The sequence below is a fragment of the Escherichia sp. WS3227_2 genome (assembly GCF_046486495.1).
Classification (GTDB): Bacteria; Pseudomonadota; Gammaproteobacteria; order Enterobacterales; family Enterobacteriaceae; genus Escherichia; species Escherichia coli.
In genome coordinates this window covers 13750-33541 of the sequence record NZ_JBJQLG010000022.1, presented here as the reverse complement: position 1 = coordinate 33541, position 19792 = coordinate 13750, and the positions used below count along the sequence as shown (strand labels likewise).

The following is a 19792-nucleotide window of genomic DNA, read 5'->3' as shown; positions in this document are numbered from 1 at the left end:
TGCGGCGTTTCTATTAATACAGACGTTAAGCTCAGAACAGCGACTTCTAAAAGCCTGGTTAACCGGGCATTAAGGCACAATAATCATACTTTATGAAGAATATACGTAACTTTTCGATCATAGCTCACATTGACCACGGTAAATCGACGCTGTCTGACCGTATTATCCAGATCTGCGGTGGCCTGTCTGACCGTGAAATGGAGGCGCAGGTTCTCGATTCCATGGAGCTTGAGCGTGAGCGTGGCATTACCATCAAAGCGCAAAGCGTGACGCTGGACTACAAAGCGTCTGACGGCGAAACCTATCAGCTTAACTTTATCGACACCCCGGGCCACGTAGACTTCTCCTATGAAGTTTCCCGTTCGCTGGCTGCCTGTGAAGGTGCATTGCTGGTGGTCGACGCCGGGCAGGGCGTAGAAGCGCAAACCCTGGCAAACTGCTACACCGCCATGGAAATGGATCTCGAAGTGGTGCCGGTACTGAACAAGATTGACCTGCCGGCAGCCGATCCTGAACGCGTGGCGGAAGAAATTGAAGATATCGTCGGCATTGACGCCACCGACGCGGTGCGCTGTTCAGCGAAAACCGGCGTTGGCGTACAGGACGTTCTCGAACGTCTGGTGCGCGACATTCCGCCGCCGGAAGGCGATCCGGAAGGCCCGTTGCAGGCACTCATTATCGACTCCTGGTTCGACAACTACCTGGGCGTTGTTTCACTTATCCGTATTAAAAACGGCACCCTGCGTAAGGGCGATAAAGTGAAAGTCATGAGTACCGGGCAGACCTATAACGCCGACCGTCTGGGCATCTTCACGCCGAAACAGGTTGACCGTACTGAACTGAAATGCGGCGAAGTAGGCTGGCTGGTATGTGCGATTAAAGATATCCACGGCGCTCCAGTAGGCGATACCTTAACGCTGGCGCGTAATCCGGCAGAAAAGGCGCTGCCTGGCTTTAAGAAAGTCAAACCGCAGGTATACGCCGGTCTGTTCCCGGTAAGTTCCGACGACTATGAAGCCTTCCGTGACGCGCTGGGTAAACTCAGCCTGAACGATGCCTCACTGTTCTATGAGCCGGAAAGCTCAAGCGCGCTGGGCTTTGGTTTCCGCTGCGGCTTCCTCGGTCTGCTGCACATGGAGATCATCCAGGAACGCCTGGAACGTGAATACGATCTGGATCTGATTACCACTGCGCCGACCGTAGTGTATGAAGTTGAAACCACGTCAAGAGAAGTTATCTACGTCGACAGCCCATCCAAGCTGCCAGCGGTAAATAACATCTACGAACTGCGCGAGCCGATTGCAGAATGTCACATGCTGCTGCCGCAGGCATATCTCGGCAACGTTATTACGCTGTGCGTAGAAAAACGCGGCGTGCAGACCAATATGGTTTACCACGGTAATCAGGTGGCGCTGACGTACGAGATCCCGATGGCGGAAGTGGTGCTCGATTTCTTCGATCGCCTGAAATCTACCTCGCGTGGTTATGCGTCTCTGGATTACAACTTCAAACGCTTCCAGGCGTCCGACATGGTACGTGTAGACGTATTAATCAACGGTGAACGTGTTGATGCGCTGGCGTTGATCACCCACCGTGATAATTCGCAAAACCGCGGTCGCGAGCTGGTGGAGAAGATGAAAGATCTAATCCCACGCCAGCAGTTTGATATCGCTATTCAGGCAGCGATTGGTACGCACATCATTGCGCGCTCCACCGTGAAACAGCTGCGTAAAAACGTACTGGCTAAATGTTATGGCGGCGATATCAGCCGTAAGAAAAAGCTGCTGCAGAAGCAGAAAGAAGGTAAGAAACGCATGAAGCAGATCGGTAACGTCGAGCTGCCGCAGGAAGCGTTCCTCGCCATTCTGCACGTCGGCAAAGACAACAAATAACCCTTAGGAGTTGGCATGGCGAATATGTTTGCCCTGATTCTGGTGATTGCCACACTGGTGACGGGCATTTTATGGTGCGTGGATAAATTCTTTTTCGCACCTAAACGGCGGGAACGTCAGGCAGCGGCGCAGGCGGCTGCCGGTGACTCACTGGATAAAGCAACGCTGAAGAAAGTTGCGCCGAAGCCTGGCTGGCTGGAAACCGGTGCTTCTGTTTTTCCGGTGCTGGCTATCGTATTGATTGTGCGTTCGTTTATTTATGAACCGTTCCAGATCCCGTCAGGTTCGATGATGCCGACTCTGTTAATCGGTGATTTTATTCTGGTAGAGAAGTTTGCTTATGGCATTAAAGATCCTATCTACCAGAAAACGCTGATCGAAACCGGTCATCCGAAACGCGGCGATATCGTGGTCTTTAAATATCCGGAAGATCCAAAGCTTGATTACATCAAGCGCGCGGTGGGTTTACCGGGCGATAAAGTCACTTACGATCCGGTCTCAAAAGAGCTGACGATTCAACCGGGATGCAGTTCCGGCCAGGCGTGTGAAAACGCGCTGCCGGTCACCTACTCAAACGTGGAACCGAGCGATTTCGTTCAGACCTTCTCACGCCGTAATGGTGGGGAAGCGACCAGCGGATTCTTTGAAGTGCCGAAAAACGAAACCAAAGAAAATGGAATTCGTCTTTCCGAGCGTAAAGAGACACTGGGTGATGTGACGCACCGCATTCTGACAGTGCCGATTGCGCAGGATCAGGTGGGGATGTATTACCAGCAGCCAGGGCAACAACTGGCAACCTGGATTGTTCCTCCGGGACAATACTTCATGATGGGTGACAACCGCGACAACAGCGCGGACAGCCGTTACTGGGGCTTTGTGCCGGAAGCGAATCTGGTCGGTCGGGCAACGGCTATCTGGATGAGCTTCGATAAGCAAGAAGGCGAATGGCCGACAGGTGTGCGCTTAAGTCGCATTGGCGGCATCCATTAATAGCCCATCTTCGTTCACGTTGTCGCCGTTATGGCGACAACGTGAATTATTTATGAGATAAATCTCCCGTGGCTAACGACATCCCCCGTCGTTGTGTATAGAATATTCCCCCGAAGTTTAAGGTTGGCACCTCCAGGTTGCCACGGCACACGAAACAGCGTTGGTCCCCATATACCGGTAAACTGAAACTGCAGCGAAGCAGTTAGCAGAGCCATGTATATCAGGTCTGTTTCGTGTGCTGAATTGTTGACGCATTTATTTATTGGTATCGCATGAACCCCATCGTAATTAATCGGCTTCAACGGAAGCTGGGCTACACTTTTAATCATCAGGAACTGTTGCAGCAGGCATTAACCCATCGTAGTGCCAGCAGCAAACATAACGAGCGTTTAGAATTTTTAGGCGACTCTATTCTGAGCTACGTTATCGCCAATGCGCTTTATCACCGTTTCCCTCGTGTGGATGAAGGCGATATGAGCCGGATGCGCGCCACGCTGGTCCGTGGCAATACGCTGGCGGAACTGGCGCGCGAATTTGAGTTAGGCGAGTGCTTACGTTTAGGGCCAGGTGAACTTAAAAGCGGTGGATTTCGTCGTGAGTCAATTCTCGCCGACACCGTCGAAGCATTAATTGGTGGCGTATTCCTCGACAGTGATATTCAAACCGTCGAGAAATTAATCCTCAACTGGTATCAAACTCGTTTGGACGAAATTAGCCCAGGCGATAAACAAAAAGATCCGAAAACGCGCTTGCAAGAATATTTGCAGGGTCGCCATCTGCCGCTGCCGACTTATCTGGTCGTCCAGGTACGTGGCGAAGCGCACGATCAGGAATTTACTATCCACTGCCAGGTCAGCGGCCTGAGTGAACCGGTGGTTGGCACAGGTTCAAGCCGTCGTAAGGCTGAGCAGGCTGCCGCCGAACAGGCGTTGAAAAAACTGGAGCTGGAATGAGCATCAATAAAAGTTACTGCGGATTTATTGCTATCGTCGGACGTCCGAACGTTGGCAAATCCACATTATTGAACAAACTGCTGGGGCAGAAGATCTCCATCACCTCCCGCAAGGCGCAAACAACTCGTCACCGCATTGTGGGGATCCATACTGAAGGCGCGTATCAGGCGATCTACGTTGATACCCCTGGCCTGCATATGGAAGAAAAACGCGCCATTAACCGCCTGATGAACAAAGCGGCGAGCAGCTCTATCGGCGACGTTGAGCTGGTGATTTTTGTCGTAGAAGGCACCCGCTGGACGCCGGACGATGAAATGGTGCTCAACAAACTGCGCGATGGCAAAGCGCCGGTAATCCTCGCGGTGAACAAAGTGGATAACGTGCAGGAAAAAGCCGATCTGCTGCCACACTTACAGTTCCTGGCAAGCCAGATGAACTTCCTCGATATCGTGCCGATCTCTGCCGAAACCGGGTTGAATGTTGATACTATTGCGGCAATCGTGCGTAAGCATCTGCCTGAAGCGACTCATCACTTCCCGGAAGATTACATCACCGATCGCTCACAGCGTTTTATGGCGTCTGAAATCATCCGCGAAAAACTGATGCGTTTCCTCGGCGCTGAACTGCCGTACTCCGTGACCGTGGAGATCGAACGTTTCGTCTCTAACGAACGCGGCGGTTATGACATCAACGGTTTGATTCTCGTTGAGCGTGAAGGGCAGAAGAAGATGGTTATTGGCAACAAAGGGGCCAAGATCAAAACCATCGGGATTGAAGCGCGTAAAGACATGCAGGAAATGTTCGAAGCGCCTGTTCACCTTGAGCTGTGGGTAAAAGTGAAATCCGGTTGGGCCGACGACGAACGCGCACTGCGCAGTCTCGGTTACGTTGACGATCTTTAAGAGTAACTCCGATGGAAGGCTGGCAGCGCGCATTTGTCCTGCATAGTCGCCCGTGGAGCGAAACCAGCCTGATGCTGGACGTCTTCACGGAGGAATCGGGTCGCGTGCGTCTGGTTGCCAAAGGCGCACGCTCTAAACGCTCTACTCTGAAAGGTGCATTACAGCCTTTCACCCCTCTCTTGCTACGTTTCGGCGGGCGTGGCGAAGTCAAAACGCTGCGCAGTGCTGAAGCCGTCTCGCTGGCGCTGCCATTAAGCGGTATCACGCTTTACAGCGGTCTGTACATCAACGAACTTCTCTCCCGCGTACTGGAATACGAGACGCGCTTCTCTGAACTCTTTTTCGATTACTTGCACTGCATTCAGTCTCTTGCCGGGGTCACTGGTACGCCAGAACCCGCGCTGCGCCGCTTTGAACTGGCACTGCTCGGGCATCTGGGCTATGGCGTCAATTTTACCCATTGTGCGGGTAGCGGCGAGCCGGTAGATGACACCATGACGTATCGTTATCGCGAAGAAAAAGGGTTTATCGCAAGCGTCGTTATCGACAATAAAACATTCACCGGAAGGCAGTTAAAAGCGTTAAACGCGCGGGAATTTCCTGACGCAGACACACTGCGCGCCGCGAAACGCTTTACCCGCATGGCGCTTAAGCCGTATCTTGGCGGTAAACCATTAAAGAGCAGGGAACTGTTCCGGCAGTTTATGCCTAAGCGAACGGTGAAAACACATTATGAATGATGAGGATTGTCATGGCTGAATTACTGTTAGGCGTCAACATTGACCATATTGCAACGCTGCGTAACGCACGCGGTACTGCTTACCCGGATCCGGTGCAGGCGGCGTTTATTGCTGAGCAGGCGGGAGCGGACGGCATTACCGTGCATTTACGTGAAGATCGCCGCCACATTACTGACCGTGATGTGCGCATCCTGCGTCAGACGCTGGATACCCGCATGAATCTGGAGATGGCGGTGACCGAAGAGATGCTGGCGATCGCCGTTGAAACAAAGCCGCATTTTTGCTGCCTGGTACCTGAAAAGCGTCAGGAAGTAACAACCGAAGGCGGCCTGGACGTCGCAGGGCAGCGTGAAAAAATGCGCGATGCCTGCAAACGTCTGGCAGATGCCGGGATCCAGGTTTCTCTCTTTATCGACGCCGATGAAGAGCAGATCAAAGCTGCGGCAGAGGTTGGCGCACCGTTTATCGAGATCCACACAGGTTGCTATGCTGATGCTAAAACTGACGCCGAACAGGCGCAAGAGCTGGCGCGTATCGCCAAAGCCGCGACCTTTGCCGCTAGTCTCGGTCTGAAAGTTAACGCTGGTCACGGTCTGACCTATCACAACGTGAAAGCTATTGCCGCCATCCCTGAGATGCATGAACTGAATATCGGTCATGCCATTATTGGTCGTGCAGTGATGACCGGACTGAAAGATGCGGTGGCAGAAATGAAGCGTCTGATGCTGGAAGCGCGTGGCTAATGGCAATATTAGGTTTAGGTACGGATATTGTGGAGATCGCTCGCATAGAAGCGGTGATCGCCCGATCCGGTGAGCGCCTGGCACGCCGCGTATTAAGCGATAACGAATGGGCAATCTGGAAAACGCACCACCAGCCGGTGCGTTTTCTGGCGAAGCGTTTTGCTGTGAAAGAAGCGGCGGCAAAAGCGTTTGGCACCGGGATCCGCAATGGTCTGGCGTTTAATCAATTTGAAGTATTCAATGATGAGCTCGGCAAACCACGGCTACGGCTATGGGGTGAGGCATTAAAACTGGCGGAAAAGCTCGGCGTTGTAAATATGCATGTAACGCTGGCAGATGAACGCCACTATGCTTGTGCCACGGTAATTATTGAAAGTTAAAAAAATACCGTTCTCTTTATAAAGTAAAACCCCCGAACTGGTAAGGAACGGGGGTTTTCACTTTACAACTTTAATTTTGTGCAGCACACGATTCCAACAGAAATGATTATGGATCAATTTCGTTATCCTGTACAAGCAACTTGCAATCTCTGACATAAAAAACGCGAGCCTTTACGAAGAAATCGACATTGATAAAAAGATTAACGTGACCGCTTTTTGATAAGTACATTAAAATCGGTTTCGTTATTGGCAATTTTGCTGTGCTTTACACCATGCCACTGAATTCCCCCATTGAAACGAGTGGTGTCGTCAAAGCTCTGGTGTGGAGTGCAGCACTCGATTCCAATAACTCGCACGTTCAGTTTTGGGGAGATGTAAGGGCTAATCTGAACGGCTGCATTCCTTGTTTAAGGAAAAACGAATGACTGATTACCGATACCTGATTAAACGGGTCATCAAAATCATCATTGCTGTTTTACAGCTGATCCTTCTGTTCTTATAACATAAGGAAACGTACTTAAGGCGCGTCAGGTTAACCAGCCAGGCGCGCCTTTAATAATTATAAATAAGTGCTTATACAGATAGTGTTATCATTCATGAAATAATTGATATTTATGATAACATCACGAAAATAAATATAAGAACCTGAAGGCTCACACTATAAAGTCAACAATAGTCTACTCCAGGAGCAGAATATTAAATTTTATCCGCGTGGTGCATCAGCACAAATTTATCCCACAACTGTTCTTCTGTCTCGACATGCGCCGGATCTTTCACAATAGTATTGGGGATCGGGCACACCTTCTGGCAGGTAGGTGTCTCGTAGTGCCCTACGCATTCGGTACACTTATCGCTGTTAATCTCGTAGATATGATCTCCCATTGAAATCGCCTCATTCGGGCATTCGGGTTCACACATATCACAATTGATGCATTTTTTAGTGATTAACAGCGCCATAAGGAAACTCTCAAAACAACACAAACCGGGCGGGCATTATACGCGCATTCTTTACTCAGACCAGTTTTTTCACCAGCGCTTCACTATGACGAATACGTTCTGGTGCCAGTTCCAGATCCTGCTGAATCAGCGCAATGAACAGCAAATCCGTTAACATTCCCTGCGCGTGACAAGCAGAGATTGAAGCACTGTTTGTCGCTTGTTCTTCGGCAATGGTATACAGGCAATGAGAAGCACGCTGTTGCAGGGCATTGGGAGTAAAGCCGGTAATCGCCAGCACTTTTCCGCCCACTCGCAGCATCTCATCTGCCGCCAGGTTTAACTCGCGTCGTACACCGGTGTAAGAAATGGCTAATAACAGATCGTCAGGGGACGACGCCTGTACTGTAGCGAGTAGCGCATGCATATCGCGCACTGCGGCAGCATTGAAGCCAATCTTCATCAGCTTCCAGGCAAAGTTTTGAGCCACCAGACCCGAAGCGCCAATACCGGTCAGAATTATCCGCCGCGCAGAGCGCAACATTGCCACGCACTCATGCAGCTTCTCTTCACTATTAACGTTTAGCGTTGCGTACATGGCGGCAGTATTTTCTTTAATCAGTTTTTCGCCGGCCAGCCGTAACGGATCATCACCGCGGATTTGGTTATGAATGGGCACGGAGGGAGATTCCGGCTGGCTTGCCAGCGCTTCACTCAACGCCAACTTAAGTGCCGGAAAACCTTTATAGCCGAGTTTTTGCGCGAACTTCACGACGCTGGACTGACTGACTCCGGCTTCGTTGGCCAGTTGCTGAGAGCTTAAATGGCGCGCCGTATCAGGTTGTAGCAGCAGATAATCCGCCAGTTTTTTATCACTCTGGGCAAGCCCCTGGTAACGCTGACGGATACGAAGTAAGCCGTTCATATCTTTCCTCGCGATGAAATAGTGGCGACAACAGGCAATATGAGACAAACGCGAGTGAATTTTATATTCCATTGCCGCTAATTACCATGAATTAAAAATTCCAGTTAGCCATGATGCGGTCGATTGTTGCCGGAAAAGTGATGATCTATCTGTTAGGCTATGTAGTAGCGAAAATTAATCAGGATGTTTCAGTCCAGAGGAGTATGGTTTGGCAACTCACGAGCGTCGTGTGGTGTTTTTTGACTTAGATGGAACATTGCATCAGCAGGATATGTTCGGCAGTTTTTTGCGTTATTTACTGCGTCGCCAACCGCTGAATGCGTTACTTGTCCTGCCGTTGTTGCCGATCATAGCCATTGCGTTATTGATAAAAGGTCGTGCGGCACGCTGGCCGATGAGTCTGCTTCTGTGGGGATGCACTTTTGGTCACAATGAAGCGCGTTTGCAGGCGTTGCAGGCCGATTTCGTACGCTGGTTTCGTGGCAATGTTACCGCCTTTCCGCTGGTTCAGGAGCGATTAACCACCTACCTGTTAAGTTCCGATGCTGATATCTGGTTGATTACCGGCTCTCCGCAGCCGCTGGTTGAAGCGGTTTATTTCGATACGCCCTGGCTGCCGCGGGTTAATCTTATCGCCAGTCAGATTCAGCGTGGCTATGGTGGTTGGGTATTGACGATGCGTTGCCTCGGGCATGAGAAGGTCGCGCAACTGGAGCGTAAAATCGGCACGCCACTGCGGTTGTACAGTGGCTATAGCGACAGTAATCAGGACAACCCGCTGCTTTATTTCTGTCAGCATCGTTGGCGAGTAACCCCGCGCGGTGAACTCCAGCAACTGGAATAGAGTAAAGCATAGCGTCCGTGTATAATGCGCCGCGCTTTTATAACCGGAGTTTTCTTTTTGTCTGAAGTCGAATTTAGCCACGAATACTGGATGCGTCATGCATTGACGCTGGCGAAGCGTGCCTGGGATGAGCGGGAAGTGCCGGTCGGCGCGGTATTAGTGCATAACAATCGGGTAATCGGCGAAGGTTGGAACCGTCCGATTGGTCGACATGATCCCACCGCACATGCAGAAATCATGGCTCTGCGGCAGGGCGGTCTGGTGATGCAAAATTATCGTCTGATCGACGCCACGTTGTATGTCACGCTTGAACCCTGTGTAATGTGTGCCGGAGCGATGATCCACAGTCGCATTGGTCGCGTGGTCTTTGGTGCGCGTGACGCGAAAACTGGCGCTGCGGGATCTTTAATGGATGTGCTGCATCATCCGGGTATGAATCACCGAGTGGAAATTACCGAAGGAATACTGGCGGATGAGTGCGCGGCGTTGCTCAGTGACTTCTTTCGCATGCGCCGCCAGGAAATTAAAGCGCAGAAAAAAGCGCAATCCTCGACGGATTAATTTTGTTTCTCTTCACTCCCTTTCCTGGAAAACAGCAGAGAGGGAGAGTGGGTCAAATAGTTTGATGACGACTGGGAAAGAAACGAGAGAAAAGGAAATTTCTCTTTGCCCAACTCCGTAGGCGATACCGCCGGATAATCCTGCGCCAGTTGCATCGCCGCTTCTGTAGCCTGCTTCTCTTTCTCTTGCAGATAACCCACCAGGCTAATCTGATACTTACGAATATTTTCGACATAAGCGTAGGCTTCATGCCCACGCGCGTAGCCGTAAGTCAGCTTGCTGTAATAGGGTTTCTGGCTAAGTAAAGGCAGACGCTGTTTTACGTCAGCCCAACTGTCAGGATTCCCTTTGGTTTTTGCCGTCAGAGCGCGGGCATCCAGCATATGCGCATAGCCCATATTGTACGCGGCGAGGGCAAACCAAATCCGTTCGTTCTCCGGCACACTTTCCGGCACTTTACTCATCATATCCTGCAAATAACGCACGCCGCCGCTGATGCTCTGTTCGGCATCGGTACGATCCGTAATGCCGAGGCTTTGCGCGGTGTTTTTGGTTAACATCATCATGCCGCGCACACCCGTCGGTGAAGTGGCCTGCGCATCCCAGTGCGATTCCTGATAAGCAATAGCGGCCAGCAAACGCCAGTCAATTTCTTCGGCGTATTTCTCAAACAGGGGCTTTAACTGCGGCAGTACCGCATCGACGGCGCGTAAAAATGTGCGCGTATCGACGTAATCAAAATCATCGCCATGCCCCAGGTATTTCTCTTCAATGCGTGCCAGAGTACCGTCTTCATTCATTTCGTTGAAGAAATCGAGCAGAGCGGCGGAAAGGGTATTATCGCCATCTAATGGGCTAAACCAGGTCACCGGTTGTTCATCGGTAATGTCGAGCGCTACGGCGAGTTCCGGATGAACGCGCTGAAACAGGCTAATGGCAACAGAATCAGCAATGGTGTAATCGAGTTTTCCTTCGATGACATCTTCCATTAATTCCGCAGAGCCTTTTTTGTCGTCAACCTTCCAGCTTAACTCCGGGAATTTTGTTTCTTTCAGGGTCTGGAGATCGTTAACCACCACATGACCCGGTGCAACGGTGAGTTGCTCCGCCGTCAGGTTGCCCAGTGTACGTGGGCGATACTGACCCACTTTATAAACCAGTTGTTGTGACACGGAATAATAGGTAGGGCCAGGCTGATAATTTTTTACCCGCTCACTGTTATAGACCAGGCCTGCCGCCAGCAGGTCGGCGTTACCATTATCGAGGTCGTCAAACAGCTGGCTGATATTCTGCCGCACGGTCACTTTCAGTTTTACGCCGAGGTAATCGGCAAACTGTTTCGCCAGTTCGTAATCCAGGCCAAAAGGTTTCCCGTTGATTTCGTTATACGTCAGGGGAGTATGAATGGTGCTCACACGCAACTCTCCCCGCGCTTGAATGGCGGCGATACGGTTGTCGGCTTTACCAAACCAGGGAATGGATGGCCAGAGAGCGACCGCGAGTAGCAGTGCCAGAATGCCGATGAACAGATAATTAATCTTTAATTTTTTCAATTAGTTAATTCTCTGTGTCGTGCGCGTCCCAGCTTGAAAAAACGTAATAATAGTGAAAGGTTTACTCATAAATGAGCGGCATTTTGCGTAAACCTGCGCCAGTTGGCAACTTATTACAGCCATTGGCGGCACGCGTTGCTAATTCACGATGGTGATTTTATTTCCACGCAAACGGTTTCGTCAGCGCATCAGATTCTTTATAATGACGCCCGTTTCCCCCCCTTGGGTACACCGAAAGCTTAGAAGACGAGAGACTTATGATGGAAATTCTGCGTGGTTCGCCTGCATTGTCGGCATTCCGAATCAACAAACTGCTGGCACGTTTTCAGGCTGCCAGGCTCCCGGTTCACACTATTTACGCCGAGTATGTCCATTTTGCTGACCTCAATGCGCCGTTAAACGATGATGAGCACGCACAACTTGAACGCCTGCTGAAATATGGCCCGGCACTCGCCAGCCACGCCCCGCAAGGCAAACTCTTGCTGGTGACCCCGCGTCCTGGCACCATCTCTCCCTGGTCTTCGAAAGCGACCGATATTGCCCATAACTGCGGGCTGCAACAGGTAAACCGTCTTGAGCGCGGCGTGGCTTACTATATAGAAGCCGGTACGCTGACCAATGAACAATGGCAGCAGGTTACCGCTGAACTGCACGACCGCATGATGGAAACGGTCTTTTTTGCTTTAGATGATGCAGAGCAGCTGTTTGCACACCATCAACCGACTCCGGTCACCAGCGTTGATTTGCTGGGGCAGGGCCGTCAGGCGCTAATCGACGCTAACCTGCGTCTTGGCCTGGCACTGGCGGAAGATGAAATTGACTATTTGCAGGATGCTTTCACAAAGCTTGGTCGTAACCCGAACGACATCGAACTGTATATGTTTGCCCAGGCGAACTCCGAGCACTGCCGCCACAAAATTTTTAACGCCGACTGGGTTATCGATGGTGAACAGCAGCCGAAATCGCTGTTTAAGATGATCAAAAACACCTTCGAAACCACGCCGGATCACGTTCTCTCTGCTTATAAAGATAACGCCGCCGTAATGGAAGGTTCTGAAGTGGGCCGCTACTTTGCTGACCACGAAACGGGCCGCTACGATTTCCATCAGGAACCGGCGCATATTCTGATGAAAGTCGAAACTCACAACCACCCGACGGCGATTTCTCCGTGGCCGGGCGCGGCGACCGGTTCCGGCGGTGAAATCCGCGATGAAGGTGCCACCGGACGCGGCGCGAAGCCGAAAGCTGGTTTGGTTGGTTTCTCCGTTTCCAACCTGCGAATTCCTGGCTTCGAACAGCCGTGGGAAGAAGATTTCGGTAAGCCTGAGCGCATTGTCACCGCGTTGGACATCATGACCGAAGGCCCGCTGGGCGGCGCGGCGTTTAACAACGAATTTGGTCGTCCGGCACTGAACGGCTACTTCCGTACTTATGAAGAAAAAGTGAACAGCCACAACGGCGAAGAGCTGCGCGGTTATCACAAACCGATCATGCTGGCGGGCGGGATCGGCAATATTCGCGCCGATCACGTACAAAAAGGCGAGATCAACGTTGGTGCGAAGCTGGTCGTTCTCGGCGGCCCGGCAATGAACATCGGTCTTGGCGGCGGCGCGGCGTCTTCCATGGCGTCTGGTCAGTCTGATGCCGACCTCGACTTTGCTTCCGTACAGCGCGACAACCCGGAGATGGAGCGTCGCTGCCAGGAAGTGATCGACCGTTGCTGGCAGCTTGGTGATGCCAACCCAATCCTGTTTATCCACGACGTTGGCGCAGGCGGTCTTTCTAACGCCATGCCGGAACTGGTGAGCGACGGCGGGCGCGGCGGTAAATTCGAACTGCGCGATATCCTGAGCGACGAACCGGGCATGAGCCCGCTGGAAATCTGGTGTAACGAATCCCAGGAACGCTACGTGCTGGCGGTTGCTGCCGATCAGTTACCGCTGTTTGACGAACTGTGTAAGCGTGAGCGCGCGCCATACGCGGTGATTGGTGAAGCGACCGAAGAACTGCATCTTTCTTTGCACGATCGTCATTTTGATAATCAGCCGATCGATCTGCCGCTGGACGTACTGCTTGGTAAAACGCCGAAGATGACCCGCGAAGTACAAACGCTGAAAGCGAAGGGTGATGCGCTGGTTCGTGAAGGGATTACCATTGCTGACGCGGTGAAACGCGTGCTGCACCTGCCGACCGTGGCGGAGAAAACTTTCCTGGTGACCATTGGTGACCGCAGCGTAACCGGCATGGTAGCGCGCGATCAGATGGTGGGTCCGTGGCAGGTGCCGGTCGCTAACTGCGCGGTCACTACCGCCAGCCTCGATAGCTACTACGGCGAAGCGATGGCGATTGGCGAGCGTGCGCCGGTTGCGCTGCTGGATTTCGCTGCCTCTGCCCGTCTGGCGGTCGGTGAAGCGTTAACCAATATTGCCGCAACACAGATTGGCGATATCAAACGCATTAAACTTTCCGCCAACTGGATGGCGGCGGCAGGCCACCCTGGTGAAGATGCGGGCCTGTATGAAGCCGTTAAAGCTGTGGGCGAAGAACTTTGTCCGGCGCTGGGCCTGACGATCCCGGTGGGTAAAGACTCTATGTCGATGAAAACCCGCTGGCAGGAAGGTAACGAAGAGCGCGAAATGACGTCGCCGCTGTCGCTGGTGATTTCTGCATTTGCCCGCGTGGAAGATGTGCGTCACACCATCACGCCACAGCTTTCTACCGAAGATAACGCACTGCTGCTGATTGATTTGGGCAAAGGCAATAACGCGCTGGGCGCAACGGCGCTGGCGCAGGTTTATCGTCAGCTTGGCGACAAACCGGCAGATGTACGCGATGTCGCGCAACTGAAAGGCTTCTATGACGCGGTTCAGGCGCTGGTAGCACAGCGTAAGCTGCTCGCGTACCACGACCGCTCTGATGGCGGCCTGCTGGTAACGCTGGCGGAAATGGCCTTTGCTGGTCATTGCGGCATTGACGCGGATATCGCCACTCTGGGTGACGATCGCCTGGCGGCGTTGTTTAACGAAGAACTGGGTGCGGTGATTCAGGTTCGTGCCGCTGACCGTGAAGCAGTTGAAGCGGTACTGGCACAGCATGGGCTTGCTGATTGCGTCCATTATGTTGGGCAGGCGGTTTCCGGTGACCGTTTTGTGATTACCGCCAACGGACAGACTGTATTCAGCGAAAGCCGCACCACGTTGCGTGTCTGGTGGGCAGAAACTACCTGGCAGATGCAGCGCCTGCGTGACAACCCGGAGTGTGCCGACCAGGAGCACCAGGCGAAATCAAACGACGCCGATCCGGGCCTGAATGTAAAACTGTCGTTCGATATCAACGAAGATGTGGCAGCACCGTATATTGCCACTGGCGCACGTCCGAAAGTTGCTGTGCTGCGTGAGCAGGGCGTGAACTCGCATGTTGAAATGGCGGCAGCTTTCCACCGTGCAGGCTTCGATGCTATCGACGTGCATATGAGCGACCTGCTGGCTGGACGCACGGGCCTGGAGGATTTCCACGCCCTGGTCGCGTGCGGTGGTTTCTCCTACGGTGATGTGCTGGGTGCCGGTGAAGGTTGGGCGAAGTCTATCCTGTTCAATGACCGTGTACGCGATGAGTTTGCAACCTTCTTCCATCGTCCGCAAACGCTGGCGCTGGGGGTATGTAACGGTTGCCAGATGATGTCTAATCTGCGCGAACTGATCCCAGGTAGTGAGTTGTGGCCACGTTTTGTGCGCAATACCTCCGATCGCTTTGAAGCGCGTTTCAGCCTGGTTGAAGTAACCCAAAGCCCGTCTCTGCTGTTGCAGGGGATGGTGGGCTCGCAAATGCCGATTGCTGTCTCTCATGGTGAAGGGCGCGTGGAAGTGCGTGATGCGGCGCATCTGGCGGCACTGGAAAGCAAAGGGCTGGTGGCACTGCGCTATGTCGATAACTTCGGCAAAGTCACTGAAACCTACCCGGCTAACCCGAACGGTTCTCCGAATGGTATTACGGCAGTCACGACTGAAAGTGGTCGAGTCACCATTATGATGCCGCACCCGGAACGTGTTTTCCGTACTGTCAGCAACTCCTGGCATCCGGAAAACTGGGGCGAGGATGGGCCGTGGATGCGTATTTTCCGCAATGCACGTAAGCAGTTGGGGTAAGCCGTCAACCCATTGGTTTTGCAGCCGGATGAGGCATTAAGCACCAACTACTATTATAAGCTCCCAACTTCGGGAGCTTTTTTGTGTCTGTAAATCACGACAATGGGTGGTTTGCCGTGTCGCTTTCTGGCGACATTTAACTCATTGATTTTAATATTATCTAATAAATTTATCTTAAGTTGTCTCTTTTTAGCGACACAGTGGCTGATTTACATTCAAATAGCGAAGAAGCCATAAATCCCTCAAAGCAGCGTATAATCAGTACGTTACCAAACTATTTTCTTTATTGGCACAGTTACTGCATAATAGTAACCAGTGGCTCATTCACCGACTTATGTCAGCCCCTTCGGGACGTGCTACATAAAATACGAATGACGCACAACAAGGTGCCTGCCGTCCAACTTCTGATATCAGCGTAGCTATATCAACCATCGGGCGAAACGTCGAGTTAGGCACCGCCTTATTCCATAACAAAGCCGGGTAATTCCCGGCTTTGTTGTATCTGAACTTCCCCTCGGTTAGCATCAGGCTATTCGCGTCTGACGAGAGTAACACCTTGAAACGCTGGCCCGTTTTTCCCCGCTCATTACGACAACTGGTAATGCTGGCATTTTTGCTGATTCTGCTGCCCCTGTTGGTGCTGGCATGGCAAGCCTGGCAAAGCCTGAATGCGCTTAGCGATCAGGCGGCGCTGGTTAACCGCACTACGCTTATTGATGCCCGGCGCAGTGAAGCGATGACCAACGCGGCACTGGAGATGGAGCGTAGCTACCGTCAGTATTGCGTGCTGGACGACCCAACCCTGGCGAAGGTTTATCAAAGCCAGCGCAAGCGTTACAGCGAAATGCTCGATGCCCACGCAGGCGTGCTGCCGGACGATAAACTCTACCAGGCATTACGTCAGGATTTGAACAATCTGGCTCAACTTCAGTGTAACAACAGCGGTCCCGATGCTGCCGCCGCCGCACGTCTTGAAGCCTTTGCCAGTGCCAATACCGAAATGGTACAGGCCACGCGCACAGTGGTGTTCTCTCGTGGGCAGCAGCTTCAGCGTGAAATCGCCGAACGTGGGCAATATTTTGGTTGGCAATCGCTGGTGCTATTTCTGGTGAGTCTGGTGATGGTACTGCTTTTCACGCGGATGATTATCGGTCCGGTAAAAAATATCGAGAGGATGATCAACCGGTTGGGGGAAGGGCGTTCTCTGGGCAATAGCGTTTCGTTCAGTGGACCGAGTGAGTTACGCTCGGTTGGGCAACGTATTCTTTGGTTAAGTGAGCGCCTGTCATGGCTGGAATCCCAACGTCATCAATTCTTAAGACATTTATCTCATGAATTAAAAACGCCGCTGGCGAGTATGCGCGAGGGCACTGAATTACTGGCTGACCAGGTTGTCGGGCCGCTTACGCCAGAGCAAAAAGAGGTGGTGAGCATTCTTGATAGCAGCAGCCGCAATTTGCAAAAGTTGATCGAACAACTGCTTGATTACAACCGTAAACAGGCGGACGGTGCGGTGGAACTGGAGAATGTTGAGTTAGCGCCACTGGTGGAAATGGTGGTTTCTGCTCATAGCCTGCCCGCACGGGCTAAAATGATGCATACCGACGTCGATCTCAAAGCAACAGCTTGCCTGGCGGAGCCAATGCTGCTGATGAGCGTACTGGATAATCTTTACTCCAATGCGGTGCACTACGGGGCTGAATCCGGTAACATTTGCCTTCGCAGCAGCTTACATGGTGCGCGGGTTTATATTGATGTCATCAATACAGGCACGCCCATTCCGCAAGAGGAACGCGCCATGATCTTTGAACCCTTTTTTCAGGGAAGCCACCAGCGAAAAGGGGCGGTGAAGGGCAGCGGTCTGGGATTAAGCATTGCCAGGGATTGTATTCGCCGTATGCAAGGGGAACTGTATCTGGTCGACGAGAGCGGGCAAGACGTTTGTTTCCGCATTGAATTGCCGTCGTCGAAAAACACGAAATAATGCTAACAGCCTATCCTATCAGGCTATTTTATTTGTCAGTTCGGCCCCGGGCAGTGCTCGAAATCCTCACGTACGACATGTACGCTCCGGTTTCTCCGTGCTGTCCATGTCCAGACTGTCTGCAACAATTACGTCCGCTGGGATAGGCTTTAAGTCTGGTGAATATGCGACACATTTTTCAACGATTATTGCCCCGACGGCTATGGCTGGCAGGGCTGCCATGTCTGGCATTGCTGGGTTGCGTGCAGAGTCACAATAAGCCAGCTATTGATACGCCAGCAGAAGAAAAAATTCCGGTTTATCAACTGGCTGACTATCTTTCTACCGAATGTAGCGACATCTGGGCGCTGCAAGGTAAATCAACCGAAACCAATCCGCTTTACTGGCTGCGGGTGATGGATTGTGCTGATCGTTTAATGCCTGCGCAGTCGCGTCAGCAAGCCCGCCAATATGACGACGGCAGCTGGCAAAAGACCTTTAAACAAGGGATTTTGCTCGCCGACGCCAAAATTACGCCGTATGAGCGCCGCCAGCTGGTCGCGCGCATTGATGCGCTAAGTACCGAGATCCCGGCACAGGTTCGCCCTCTGTATCAACTCTGGCGCGACGGTCAGGCGCTGCAACTGCAACTGGCGGAAGAGCGCCAACGCTACGGCAAACTCCAGCAATCCAGCGACAGCGAGCTGGATACATTGCGCCAGCAACATCACGTTCTACAGCAGCAACTGGAACTCACCACCCGCAAGCTGGAAAACCTGACTGATATTGAACGCCAGCTCTCGACCCGCAAACCGGCTGGAAATTTCTCGCCGGATACGCCGCACGAGAGTGAAAAGCCCGCGCCATCCACCCATGAGGTCACTCCTGATGAGCCATAAACCTGCGCATTTATTATTGGTCGATGACGATCCGGGATTGCTGAAACTGCTTGGCCTGCGCCTGACCAGCGAAGGCTACAGCGTGGTCACGGCGGAAAGTGGTGCTGAAGGATTACGGGTACTGAATCGCGAAAAAGTAGATTTAGTTATCAGCGACCTGCGGATGGATGAAATGGATGGTATGCAGCTGTTTGCTGAAATCCAGAAAGTGCAGCCGGGAATGCCGGTAATTATTCTTACCGCACATGGTTCTATTCCCGATGCCGTTGCTGCAACACAGCAGGGAGTGTTCAGTTTCCTCACCAAGCCTGTCGATAAAGACGCGCTATATCAGGCAATTGATGATGCGCTGGAACAATCCGCGCCAGCCACCGACGAACGCTGGCGCGAGGCGATTGTCACCCGCAGCCCGCTGATGCTGCGTTTGCTGGAACAGGCGCGGCTGGTGGCGCAATCAGACGTCAGCGTTTTGATTAATGGCCAGAGCGGCACCGGGAAAGAGATTTTCGCCCAGGCTATCCACAACGCCAGCCCGCGCAATAGCAAACCATTTATTGCTATTAACTGTGGTGCATTGCCCGAGCAATTGCTGGAGTCGGAGCTGTTTGGTCATGCGCGTGGCGCGTTTACTGGCGCTGTCAGCAATCGCGAAGGTTTATTCCAGGCGGCGGAAGGCGGTACGCTATTTCTCGATGAGATTGGCGATATGCCCGCACCGTTGCAGGTTAAACTGCTGCGCGTGTTGCAGGAGCGTAAAGTGCGCCCGCTGGGCAGTAACCGCGATATTGATATCGACGTGCGGATTATTTCCGCCACTCACCGCGACCTGCCAAAAGCGATGGCGCGCGGGGAATTCCGTGAAGATCTCTATTACCGCCTCAACGTTGTCAGCCTGAAAATTCCGGCTCTGGCAGAGCGCACAGAAGACATTCCGCTACTGGCAAATCACCTGTTGCGCCAGGCGGCAGAGCGACATAAACCGTTTGTCCGCGCGTTCTCCACCGATGCGATGAAACGCCTGATGACCGCTAGCTGGCCGGGTAATGTACGCCAGTTGGTCAACGTGATTGAACAGTGCGTGGCGCTGACCTCATCTCCGGTGATTAGTGATGCGCTGGTGGAGCAGGCGCTGGAGGGTGAAAATACGGCGCTGCCAACCTTTGTTGAGGCACGTAATCAGTTTGAACTCAACTATTTGCGTAAGCTGCTGCAAATCACCAAAGGCAACGTCACCCACGCGGCGAGAATGGCGGGGCGCAACCGGACAGAATTTTATAAACTGCTTTCCCGACACGAGCTGGATGCAAACGATTTCAAGGAATGAATTGGCGTTATGTGTTACGTTTAGCAGATCAAAAGACAGGCG

17 protein-coding genes are annotated in these 19792 nt (G+C 52.4%); 14 read left to right on the top strand and 3 right to left on the bottom strand.

Annotation, left to right across the window (positions count from 1 at the left end; all coding sequences use genetic code 11):
* The first annotated feature begins 92 nt into the window (after window positions 1–92).
* The 8 genes from lepA (at window position 93) to shoB (ending at window position 7102) form a co-directional block, all read left to right on the top strand.
* The gene (gene lepA / locus ACJHXB_RS22505) at window positions 93–1892 is read left to right on the top strand and encodes a translation elongation factor 4 (RefSeq protein WP_000790181.1); all 1800 of its coding nucleotides are present in this window, start codon (window positions 93–95) and stop codon (window positions 1890–1892) included.
* A gap of 15 nt (window positions 1893–1907) precedes the next feature.
* Window positions 1908–2882, top strand: coding sequence for a signal peptidase I (gene lepB / locus ACJHXB_RS22500; RefSeq protein WP_000002542.1), 975 nt, complete (start codon window positions 1908–1910; stop codon window positions 2880–2882).
* 272 nt (window positions 2883–3154) lie between these two features.
* The gene (gene rnc / locus ACJHXB_RS22495) at window positions 3155–3835 is read left to right on the top strand and encodes a ribonuclease III (protein ID WP_001068343.1); all 681 of its coding nucleotides are present in this window, start codon (window positions 3155–3157) and stop codon (window positions 3833–3835) included.
* Window positions 3832–4737, top strand: coding sequence for a GTPase Era (gene era / locus ACJHXB_RS22490; RefSeq protein ID WP_000026348.1), 906 nt, complete (start codon window positions 3832–3834; stop codon window positions 4735–4737). The genes rnc and era overlap by 4 nt, the downstream gene beginning before the upstream one ends.
* Before the next feature lie 11 nt (window positions 4738–4748).
* Complete coding sequence (gene recO / locus ACJHXB_RS22485; RefSeq protein ID WP_000399404.1) at window positions 4749–5477, top strand: DNA repair protein RecO; 729 nt, start codon at window positions 4749–4751, stop codon at window positions 5475–5477.
* 11 nt (window positions 5478–5488) lie between these two features.
* Window positions 5489–6220 carry a pyridoxine 5'-phosphate synthase gene (gene pdxJ, locus ACJHXB_RS22480; protein WP_001295365.1) on the top strand — a complete coding sequence of 244 codons (732 nt, stop codon included), beginning with the start codon at window positions 5489–5491 and terminating at the stop codon, window positions 6218–6220.
* Window positions 6220–6600 carry a holo-ACP synthase gene (gene acpS, locus ACJHXB_RS22475; protein ID WP_000986029.1) on the top strand — a complete coding sequence of 127 codons (381 nt, stop codon included), beginning with the start codon at window positions 6220–6222 and terminating at the stop codon, window positions 6598–6600. Before pdxJ ends, acpS begins: the two co-directional genes overlap by 1 nt.
* Before the next feature lie 421 nt (window positions 6601–7021).
* Window positions 7022–7102, top strand: a complete 81-nt coding sequence (shoB, locus tag ACJHXB_RS22470) for a type I toxin-antitoxin system toxin ShoB (protein ID WP_000133227.1) — start codon at window positions 7022–7024, stop codon at window positions 7100–7102.
* Window positions 7103–7296: 194 nt separating this feature from the next.
* Here the strand turns inward: shoB and yfhL are convergent, their stop codons facing one another.
* Together yfhL and ACJHXB_RS22460 are read right to left on the bottom strand one after the other, a co-directional pair.
* Complete coding sequence (gene yfhL / locus ACJHXB_RS22465) at window positions 7297–7557, bottom strand: 4Fe-4S dicluster ferredoxin YfhL (RefSeq protein ID WP_001196283.1); 261 nt, start codon at window positions 7555–7557, stop codon at window positions 7297–7299.
* Between the two features lie 55 nt (window positions 7558–7612).
* Window positions 7613–8461, bottom strand: coding sequence for a MurR/RpiR family transcriptional regulator (locus ACJHXB_RS22460; protein WP_001469532.1), 849 nt, complete (start codon window positions 8459–8461; stop codon window positions 7613–7615).
* A gap of 208 nt (window positions 8462–8669) precedes the next feature.
* On the opposite strand from ACJHXB_RS22460, the gene yfhb reads away from it, so the two are divergent.
* Both yfhb and tadA read left to right on the top strand, forming a co-directional pair.
* Window positions 8670–9305, top strand: coding sequence for a phosphatidylglycerophosphatase C (yfhb, locus tag ACJHXB_RS22455; protein ID WP_000190647.1), 636 nt, complete (start codon window positions 8670–8672; stop codon window positions 9303–9305).
* Between the two features lie 57 nt (window positions 9306–9362).
* Window positions 9363–9866, top strand: a complete 504-nt coding sequence (gene tadA / locus ACJHXB_RS22450; protein ID WP_001297409.1) for a tRNA adenosine(34) deaminase TadA — start codon at window positions 9363–9365, stop codon at window positions 9864–9866.
* Here tadA and mltF read toward each other — a convergent pair.
* The gene (mltF, locus tag ACJHXB_RS22445; RefSeq protein ID WP_000734212.1) at window positions 9863–11419 is read right to left on the bottom strand and encodes a membrane-bound lytic murein transglycosylase MltF; all 1557 of its coding nucleotides are present in this window, start codon (window positions 11417–11419) and stop codon (window positions 9863–9865) included. The two genes, tadA and mltF, sit on opposite strands and share 4 nt — an antisense overlap.
* Before the next feature lie 257 nt (window positions 11420–11676).
* Here mltF and purL point away from each other — a divergent pair, with 257 nt between their 5' ends.
* The 4 genes from purL to glrR all read left to right on the top strand — a co-directional run bounded on the left by purL (window position 11677) and on the right by glrR (window position 19750).
* Window positions 11677–15564: a phosphoribosylformylglycinamidine synthase gene (gene purL, locus ACJHXB_RS22440; protein ID WP_000970168.1), complete on the top strand. Its 3888-nt coding sequence runs from the start codon at window positions 11677–11679 to the stop codon at window positions 15562–15564.
* Window positions 15565–16120: 556 nt separating this feature from the next.
* Window positions 16121–17548: a two component system sensor histidine kinase QseE/GlrK gene (gene qseE, locus ACJHXB_RS22435; RefSeq protein WP_019843105.1), complete on the top strand. Its 1428-nt coding sequence runs from the start codon at window positions 16121–16123 to the stop codon at window positions 17546–17548.
* A gap of 164 nt (window positions 17549–17712) precedes the next feature.
* Window positions 17713–18426, top strand: a complete 714-nt coding sequence (gene qseG, locus ACJHXB_RS22430) for a two-component system QseEF-associated lipoprotein QseG (protein ID WP_001215895.1) — start codon at window positions 17713–17715, stop codon at window positions 18424–18426.
* Window positions 18416–19750, top strand: a complete 1335-nt coding sequence (gene glrR / locus ACJHXB_RS22425; protein ID WP_001298983.1) for a two-component system response regulator GlrR — start codon at window positions 18416–18418, stop codon at window positions 19748–19750. The genes qseG and glrR overlap by 11 nt, the downstream gene beginning before the upstream one ends.
* Window positions 19751–19792 lie beyond the last annotated feature (42 nt).

Coding starts and splice junctions, on each gene's coding strand:
- lepA (WP_000790181.1), top strand. CDS start 93: ATGAAGAATATACGTAACTTTTCGATCATAGCTCACATTGACCACGGT.
- lepB (WP_000002542.1), top strand. CDS start 1,908: ATGGCGAATATGTTTGCCCTGATTCTGGTGATTGCCACACTGGTGACG.
- rnc (WP_001068343.1), top strand. CDS start 3,155: ATGAACCCCATCGTAATTAATCGGCTTCAACGGAAGCTGGGCTACACT.
- era (WP_000026348.1), top strand. CDS start 3,832: ATGAGCATCAATAAAAGTTACTGCGGATTTATTGCTATCGTCGGACGT.
- recO (WP_000399404.1), top strand. CDS start 4,749: ATGGAAGGCTGGCAGCGCGCATTTGTCCTGCATAGTCGCCCGTGGAGC.
- pdxJ (WP_001295365.1), top strand. CDS start 5,489: ATGGCTGAATTACTGTTAGGCGTCAACATTGACCATATTGCAACGCTG.
- acpS (WP_000986029.1), top strand. CDS start 6,220: ATGGCAATATTAGGTTTAGGTACGGATATTGTGGAGATCGCTCGCATA.
- shoB (WP_000133227.1), top strand. CDS start 7,022: ATGACTGATTACCGATACCTGATTAAACGGGTCATCAAAATCATCATT.
- yfhL (WP_001196283.1), bottom strand. CDS start 7,557: ATGGCGCTGTTAATCACTAAAAAATGCATCAATTGTGATATGTGTGAA.
- ACJHXB_RS22460 (WP_001469532.1), bottom strand. CDS start 8,461: ATGAACGGCTTACTTCGTATCCGTCAGCGTTACCAGGGGCTTGCCCAG.
- purL (WP_000970168.1), top strand. CDS start 11,677: ATGATGGAAATTCTGCGTGGTTCGCCTGCATTGTCGGCATTCCGAATC.
- qseG (WP_001215895.1), top strand. CDS start 17,713: ATGCGACACATTTTTCAACGATTATTGCCCCGACGGCTATGGCTGGCA.
- glrR (WP_001298983.1), top strand. CDS start 18,416: ATGAGCCATAAACCTGCGCATTTATTATTGGTCGATGACGATCCGGGA.